Raw genomic sequence first — 7,296 nt, 5'->3', positions numbered from 1 at the left:
CTGGTAGAAATCAAGTCAAATATAAAGGCAATGTCTTCACTAAAGGATAAAAATAAACCTCATTACCTATTCTCATAGATAATGAGGTTCTTTTATTTGAAGTCATAAATCATCAACTGATCACCATACTGTTTTAGGGTGTAAGTGACTGTATTCACAAAATTTTGTGTGTCTCCTAAGTCATAAAGTTCAACAACTTCTATGTTAACACCCTCATTAATTGGGCTTTTGAGTTTAGGCTTAAATGACACAAACTCAAATGTTCCCATGTCAGTTGGCTTTAGGTTGTTAATTTTCTCACTTGCTGGCGATTCAGGCATTACAAAATCAAAAATTTGATTGTCTTCCATACGAATCCTTTTTGCGTAATTCTGATTAAATCCAAAGATTAAATCACGTTCCTTGTCACTTATTGCAATCTCTACAAATTCATCAAAGGCCTTAAAATCGTCATCAATTGGATTAACATTCTCCTCAACGGCTGCTGTCTCACTTTGCATCTTATTTTCGATATGAAACCCGCTGATGGCCTTAACATCTTTATAAATGACTTCTTTGGTGAAATCTGTTATACCCACATTTTGCATAAGACTTCTCGTTTCCGAATAGTCCTTTGATGTATACTTGACCTGAACGACTTTAGTCACTTCATCATATGCTATTATTTCGGCAGTCATTTTAGTCGTTTTATTGTTAAACATTATTGCGTCAAAAGTCCAAGTGTTACCCGTTTCTACTGGTTTTCTTAAGAGCTCAATCTCCTTAAAATCAGAATCATTCAATCGATTGTTGTCTAAAATTTGAAAAATACTTTGATCGGTTATTTTAAAGGTATAATTAAAGCTAAAATTGTTCTGAGTCTTACCTCTCGTATTATCCTTAATCTCGCCCGAAGCTCTAACAAAAAGAACTTGGTCTAGTTCCTCTGCTTCAACACTCTGAACCTCGTGATAATATTGTGCTTCCCCATAGTAAACTGCTGGATTTTGAATAACATAACTCGCAAGCTCAGGGTCATATTTTAAATTTGATCTTTGAAGTTGGCAAGCCATTAAGGTTAATGCACATAATAAAATTAAGATCAAAGCCGTTTTTTTCATCGCATTAGCACTCCTTAAATTCCCAGTACAATCATAAGAGCTCATTAAGTTACTAATAACCCCTATAAACACCATATATAACAATACACTTATTATAACAGATATTTAGTAGATTGAGAGCGATAAACGCTTTGATAATTCTTCAAGCATTTTAATCCCAGCATAACTATTGCCCTTTCTGTCAAGCGCTGGTCCAAAAACACCAATACCCATACGATTGTAAACAGAACACATGATGCCACCACCAACACCACTTTTCGCAGGTATACCAACATTAATTGCAAATTCACCTGAACCATCATACATGCCACAGGTTGCCATATAAGATTTTACAATGTGGCAATAACGTTCTGGAAATATTTGTTTTTTAGTGATTAAGTCCTTACCGTTTCTCGCTAAAATTGCTCCGATATATGCAAGTTCTTTCGTAGTTACTTCAATAGAACATTGTTTAAAATATACTTCAAGTGTCTCTTCTACATGGCCTTCTATATTGCCAAAATCTTTTAAAAAATAAGCCATTGAACGATTACGATTGCCAGTCCTTGATTCAGACTCATAAACGGCATTGTTTATCTCAAGATCATTGTTACGTGTAATCTCTTTCATAAAGTTTAAAATGCGATCACTTTTCTCATTTGCATCTTTACCTTTTATAAGGCCTGCAACAGATATCGCACCCGCATTAATCATTGGATTAAGTGGTTTATGTTCATCAAAAGTTTCAAGTCTGACAATAGAATTAAAGGGGTCTCCAGTTGGTTCCTTGCCGACCTTACTAAATACCTTTTCCTCACCATTATCAAGTAGTGCAAGTAATAATACAATTGGTTTTGAAATACTTTGAATTGTAAATTTCTCATCAACATCACCTGCCTGGTAGAGTCTTCCATTAACGTCATAAATCGAAATACCAAGTGCATCTTTTCTTGCCTTACCTAGCTCAGGAATATAGTTGGCAACATTTCCATTGTGTGTTTCGCTTTGATGATTTTCAATTAAATTAAACAATAAATCTTGCATCATTCCACCTCGTTTCATAGCCTCAATTCCCATTATAACAATCTGAATAAAAAAATAAATAGGTTTTAGGTAAAAAAATGTAATTTACAAACAACTTGCAATTTGATAATATATAATATGTTCAAACTACTTTAGGGGAGATGGCGGTATGAAGAAAACTTTATTAACTGAAGCTGCATTAGCAAAATTACAACGCGAGTATGATGAACTCATTCTCAAAAGACATGAAATTTCTGAGGAAATCAAACATGCAAGAGAGTTTGGCGATTTATCTGAAAATGCTGAATATCATGCAGCGAGAGAAGCTCAATCTCACAATGAAACAGATATACTTAAGTTAAAGGAAATTCTTGAGAGCTATGAGTTGGTTCAAGAATCAGCTGAGAAAGATGCTGTAAACATCAATTCAACTGTCAAGATTAAATATGCGGATACACAAGAGGTTGACACGATCATGATTGTAACAAAAATAGAATCTGATCCACTTGAAAATAGAATTTCAAATGAATCACCAATTGGTAACGCACTAATGGGTAAACGAGCTGGTGCTAAGGTTGAATTTATGTCACCTAACGGTCTTGTTAATATCGAAATCCTAGAAGTACTTTAATGATTTGAGCAAAAGACAACCGCAAAAGCGGTTGTTTTTTTATATCTCAAATGTTACAAAACCTTGGTATCTTACCCTACCTCAAATAGATTGATTCTTACTTGGATTTTTATTATACTAAAAATGATTGAAACGAATAAGGAGGCATCATATGGCTTGTATATATCCATGCACCAGTAAAGAACCTGAAGTCTTATATCCCTATATTTTAGAGAACCTTGTAACATTTTTACAGGATGAAACAGATTGGGTTGCAAATGCATCTAACGCAGCGGCTACAATTGGCTTTCTACTGCACGACTTAAACTGGGTTGGGTTCTACCTACTAAAAGAAAATCAACTCAAACTAGGGCCATTTTGGGGCAAACCTGCTGTAACCACGATTGATTTAGGCAAGGGTGTTTGTGGAACCAGTGCAAAGGCAAGAGAAACCATTGTGGTTGAAGATGTTCATCAATTTCCTGGTCACATCGCATGTGATCTATTCTCCAATAGTGAAATTGTCATCCCTTTATTAAAAGATAATCAACTCATTGGCGTTCTTGATATCGATAGTCCTGAAATTGGCAGATTTAGTGAGATCGACAAGAAAGAGCTTGAAAAAATAGCAGAATATCTTTCATCTGCTATTGACTGGCCAATGTAAATAAACGCATCACTCTTAGAAAATCAATAGGACAAAAAAATGAAACCGTCACCTTTATGAAAGCGCTCATAAAAGTGACGGTTTTTAATAATCTCGATCCAGTAAGAGCGTCGCAAATTGTTTAAGGACCTCTTTTGCATCACTTGGTTCCAATGAATTAATTCTGTCAAATGCGCGTTGAGTATATCGTTTTGCAAGCTTTTTAGCTGATTTCAAGCCATTGTTTGCAACAACGAACTCCGTAAGGGCTTCTTTTGAGAAAGTTGACAAATCAACTTGATTTGACTTTAACGCATAGAGAATTGGAATCGTAAAATAACCATTGGCAAAATCTGTAAGGGTACTCTTTCCAACCTTTTGTTGATTTTCATTAAAATCCAACAAGTCATCTATTATTTGAAAAGCCATTCCAAGTTCATAGCCTATTCTACCGAGTTGACGGGCAAACGCCTCACCACAGTTACTTTCAAGTGCACCAATATACAAGCTCACAGCAAACAAGGCTGCTGTTTTGCCTGAAATTACCTTTAGATAATTTTTGATACTCAGGGCTTTAAATCGATTCTGGTATTGCATCAATTCACTTTCGCAAATTTTTGAAATGGTTTTAGCCAACTGCTTAACATTATTAGGATCAAAGGTCTCTTCATTTAAAATACTGATAGACTTGGCCAATAAATAATCCCCTGCATACACAGCCATATCTTTACCATACTTACTCTGTATAGAAGGTTTATTCCTTCTCAAGGCCGCCTCATCAATTATATCATCATGTACTAATGTCGCCATGTGCAGTATTTCAACTGCTCCGGCTAATAATCTAATTTTCTTTTCATCACAGTGGCCAAATTGCGCACTTAAAAGCACTAAAAAAGGTCTTAGCATTTTGCCTTCATTGCTCATAACATCATCAATTATGAACTGAACTTCTTTGAATTTAGAATGTGTTTGCACATTAATTTGCGCCTTAACAGCCCCTAATTCATTTTGCAAATAATTATAAAGGTCTTTTTGGCCATCTTCTACTTCCAAATTAAAGGACATTTTACCCCCTTTAGTTCAAATTTATCTAATAAAATTGGTTCGTTTCAAATATTGAATCAATGCCTTTGCCACAAGACCTACAAAGATTCCAGTTGGAACGGCAATTATCAATAAAAAAGGCAGATAAGTAAAAATCAACACATTGTGAATGATGATTGCCGCAACAAATAACTGACCCATGTTATGTGAAATGGATCCGATAATACTAACACTGATCAAGCTCAATTCATCTCTAAAGACCTTTATTACACCAGCCATAGCGACTAAACTCAATACGCCACCTGCCAAACTGTACAAAAAGCTTGATAGAGAACCAAACGTAGCAGCGGTCAACAGCACACGCAATAAAACGACTGCTGAAGATTCCTTAAAACTCAAAAAATATATTGCTGTTAAGGTGATAATATTGGCAAGGCCGAGCTTAGCACCAGGTACAATAAATGGTATCGGTAACATTTTTTCAATATAACCAAGCACCATTCCCTGGGCAACGAGCACTGATATTAAAACCAATTTTCTTGTATCTATAGACCGTTTTGTTCTATTCATTTTCTACTCCGCTATATCATCCAGTTCACTGAGATTTTCACTTGAAACAATCTCAACTGTAAACTTATGAGGTAGGCAAACTATAATTTCACCCGGTTTCGTTATCTTTCCTGTCTTTACACAAATCAAATCGCTACAGTTTGCATCAGATATTTGAACCGCACCATTTTCAATTTGTACGACATTCAACTCACCACCATCATCCAAAGTGTATGTCTCTTTTGTGGTTTCGGTAAACGGATATTCTTTAATTACAGAGCCCCTATACTTGATAACAACCTTTTGTGCACTGCCATCATCCTTCTTTAATAGGTTCATTGCACCGTATGAGATCACGCCAAGCAAGAGCACGACAATGATCAAGATAATATCATTCTTTTTCATAATTATCTCATCCTTATCCGTTAGAAAATCGTATCTGCAATGCAGATACGATTTATATTTGTCACCAATAATTTTATAGCTTTTAGCTTAATGGAAATACAGATATGACTTTTTAGCAAATGCGGTGCCCTTCCACCATTTCTTAAGTGGCGGTAGGATATAATAGTCTAAACCAAAAGTGCTTCCCGCACCAGCGATCATAGCAATACCGCCGAAGAAATACCAAAGGATTGAAGCATCTGACATACCTGTAAGGGTGATTGCTACAGTCATACCAGTTGTTGCAACTGCAGATATAAAGGTAAATAATCCAGCAATTAGCATTAAGCCAAATGCAATTTCAGCGAAAACCATCATCGTTTGGAAACCAATCGCATGAGGTGCGACGATATTATCAATTGCCCATTGAACAAGGCCTGGAACTTCTTTGATTAATGGATCAACTGCTGTTGCACCCTCTTCAACCCATTCACTTGCTTGAGTTACAGCATCTGAAGCAACCATTTTTGCTGTTGTCAACCAACCGTCTTCAATCTTGTGAAGCCCTTCAATTAACCACATTACACCTAAAAACATTCTAAATGGTACTAGCCAGAAGTTTGGTGAAGATTTTGAGAAGTGGCCACCTAAGAAAGATCTGTTGTTCTTTACATGGAAAAACTCATGTCTCCAGTACTCAAATAGCTGGGCAACACCACTTACCGTGAAAAGATAATAGAAATTCACGAGATGCTTCACAAGCATTGAGAAAAAGCCAGATAGTTTTAATCCATTATTATCAGAAACACAATATCTTGAACCCACTGATACCATAAAACCATGATAAACCTGTTTATGAGCATGAAGTGGTTTTCCGTTGATTAAATTTGCAATGTTCTCAGCTGCGGTATGTCCTGATTGTTCTGCAGCTTCAACAATTTGTGGTAAAAGACCATCTTGATCTTCATAATGAGTGTTATCACCTGCAACAAATACCTCTGGGTATTCTGAGGTCTGCATAAATTCATTAACTTGAACTCTGCCTGCTCTTCCAGCTTTTAAGCCCAAAGATCCGACGAAGTTATTAACCTTAATGCCTGCACCCCAGATGAGTGTGTTACATGCAATTACACGACCATCTTTTAACTCGAATTTATCAGGTAAAACATTTACAATCGCTGCATCCTTCAACAAGGTAACCCCTAATTTCTTAAAACGATTTTCAACCTTTCCAACTTGGTTGTCATCTTTAAGGGTATTTAAGATTCTTGAAGTAGCTTCAATGTTGTAAACCGTTACTTCTTCTTTGTTAACACCATACTTCTCAGAAAGATGTTCTTTGGCTTCGCCAAGTTCTCCAGCCATTTCAACACCGGTAAATCCACCACCGACAACAGCAAATGTTAACATTTGACGTCTAATGGCTTCATCTTCTTCAATAGCAGCAAGTTGGAACATCTTTTCAACTTGATGTCTAATTTTAATGGCATCATCATATGACCAAAGCGTATATGCATGGTCTTCAATACCTGGTATACCAAAAGAATTTGTACTTGATCCAAATGCAATAATCAAGTAATCATAATCAAATACCTTACGAGTAGTATTGACCTTTTTATGCTCAAGATCAATCTTTTCAACTTGATCCGTTACAACGTTTACCTTTCTACCATTAAAAATCGTTCTAAGGTCTACGCGAATCGAATCTGGTTCAGTCCTATGCCCTGCTACTTCATGTAGTTCAGTCATAAGGGTATGATATGGATTTTTGTCGATTAAAGTGATTTCAACGTCATCATTTTGCTTAAAGATCTTATGAAGCGTTTTTCCAGCTTTAACCCCTGCATATCCACCGCCTAAAATTAATACTTTTTTAGAATTTGACATGTCTTCCCTCATTTCTGTTTGATTTGTGTTGTCATCTTTTTAACAATTATATCTAGACACAATCAAACTATTAT

Annotated in this window: 8 protein-coding genes; 2 read left to right on the top strand and 6 right to left on the bottom strand. The window is 35.9% G+C overall.

Going from position 1 to position 7,296, the window contains the following annotated elements:
* Window positions 1-92: 92 nt before the first annotated feature.
* Together AC220I_RS05125 and glsA are read right to left on the bottom strand one after the other, a co-directional pair.
* Window positions 93-1,100 (bottom strand): hypothetical protein, encoded by a 1,008-nt coding sequence (locus tag AC220I_RS05125; protein WP_486722747.1) that lies wholly within the window; start codon window positions 1,098-1,100, stop codon window positions 93-95.
* Window positions 1,101-1,205: 105 nt separating this feature from the next.
* Window positions 1,206-2,123: a glutaminase A gene (gene glsA / locus AC220I_RS05120; protein ID WP_486722746.1), complete on the bottom strand. Its 918-nt coding sequence runs from the start codon at window positions 2,121-2,123 to the stop codon at window positions 1,206-1,208.
* A 148-nt stretch (window positions 2,124-2,271) separates the two neighbouring features.
* On the opposite strand from glsA, the gene greA reads away from it, so the two are divergent.
* Together greA and AC220I_RS05110 are read left to right on the top strand one after the other, a co-directional pair.
* Window positions 2,272-2,733 carry a transcription elongation factor GreA gene (greA, locus tag AC220I_RS05115; protein ID WP_486722745.1) on the top strand — a complete coding sequence of 154 codons (462 nt, stop codon included), beginning with the start codon at window positions 2,272-2,274 and terminating at the stop codon, window positions 2,731-2,733.
* Between the two features lie 151 nt (window positions 2,734-2,884).
* Window positions 2,885-3,379 carry a GAF domain-containing protein gene (locus AC220I_RS05110; protein WP_486722744.1) on the top strand — a complete coding sequence of 165 codons (495 nt, stop codon included), beginning with the start codon at window positions 2,885-2,887 and terminating at the stop codon, window positions 3,377-3,379.
* 84 nt (window positions 3,380-3,463) lie between these two features.
* Here AC220I_RS05110 and AC220I_RS05105 read toward each other — a convergent pair whose 3' ends face one another.
* From AC220I_RS05105 to AC220I_RS05090, 4 genes are all read right to left on the bottom strand, one after another.
* Window positions 3,464-4,423, bottom strand: coding sequence for a polyprenyl synthetase family protein (locus AC220I_RS05105; RefSeq protein WP_486722743.1), 960 nt, complete (start codon window positions 4,421-4,423; stop codon window positions 3,464-3,466).
* 21 nt (window positions 4,424-4,444) lie between these two features.
* Window positions 4,445-4,972 carry a Gx transporter family protein gene (locus AC220I_RS05100; RefSeq protein ID WP_486722742.1) on the bottom strand — a complete coding sequence of 176 codons (528 nt, stop codon included), beginning with the start codon at window positions 4,970-4,972 and terminating at the stop codon, window positions 4,445-4,447.
* A gap of 3 nt (window positions 4,973-4,975) precedes the next feature.
* The gene (locus AC220I_RS05095) at window positions 4,976-5,356 is read right to left on the bottom strand and encodes a NusG domain II-containing protein (RefSeq protein WP_486722741.1); all 381 of its coding nucleotides are present in this window, start codon (window positions 5,354-5,356) and stop codon (window positions 4,976-4,978) included.
* Window positions 5,357-5,443: 87 nt separating this feature from the next.
* Window positions 5,444-7,222, bottom strand: a complete 1,779-nt coding sequence (locus AC220I_RS05090; protein ID WP_486722740.1) for an FAD-dependent oxidoreductase — start codon at window positions 7,220-7,222, stop codon at window positions 5,444-5,446.
* Window positions 7,223-7,296 lie beyond the last annotated feature (74 nt).

Source organism: Fusibacter sp., from assembly GCF_057447755.1.
Note: the sequence above shows the minus strand (reverse complement) of the source record. Positions and strands in the feature narration are given on the sequence as shown.

Excerpts from the sequence above, each read along its gene's own strand:
- AC220I_RS05125 (WP_486722747.1), bottom strand. The coding sequence starts at position 1,100 with ATGAAAAAAACGGCTTTGATCTTAATTTTATTATGTGCATTAACCTTA.
- AC220I_RS05090 (WP_486722740.1), bottom strand. The coding sequence starts at position 7,222 with ATGTCAAATTCTAAAAAAGTATTAATTTTAGGCGGTGGATATGCAGGG.
- greA (WP_486722745.1), top strand. The coding sequence starts at position 2,272 with ATGAAGAAAACTTTATTAACTGAAGCTGCATTAGCAAAATTACAACGC.
- AC220I_RS05110 (WP_486722744.1), top strand. The coding sequence starts at position 2,885 with ATGGCTTGTATATATCCATGCACCAGTAAAGAACCTGAAGTCTTATAT.
- AC220I_RS05105 (WP_486722743.1), bottom strand. The coding sequence starts at position 4,423 with ATGTCCTTTAATTTGGAAGTAGAAGATGGCCAAAAAGACCTTTATAAT.
- AC220I_RS05095 (WP_486722741.1), bottom strand. The coding sequence starts at position 5,356 with ATGAAAAAGAATGATATTATCTTGATCATTGTCGTGCTCTTGCTTGGC.
- glsA (WP_486722746.1), bottom strand. The coding sequence starts at position 2,123 with ATGCAAGATTTATTGTTTAATTTAATTGAAAATCATCAAAGCGAAACA.
- AC220I_RS05100 (WP_486722742.1), bottom strand. The coding sequence starts at position 4,972 with ATGAATAGAACAAAACGGTCTATAGATACAAGAAAATTGGTTTTAATA.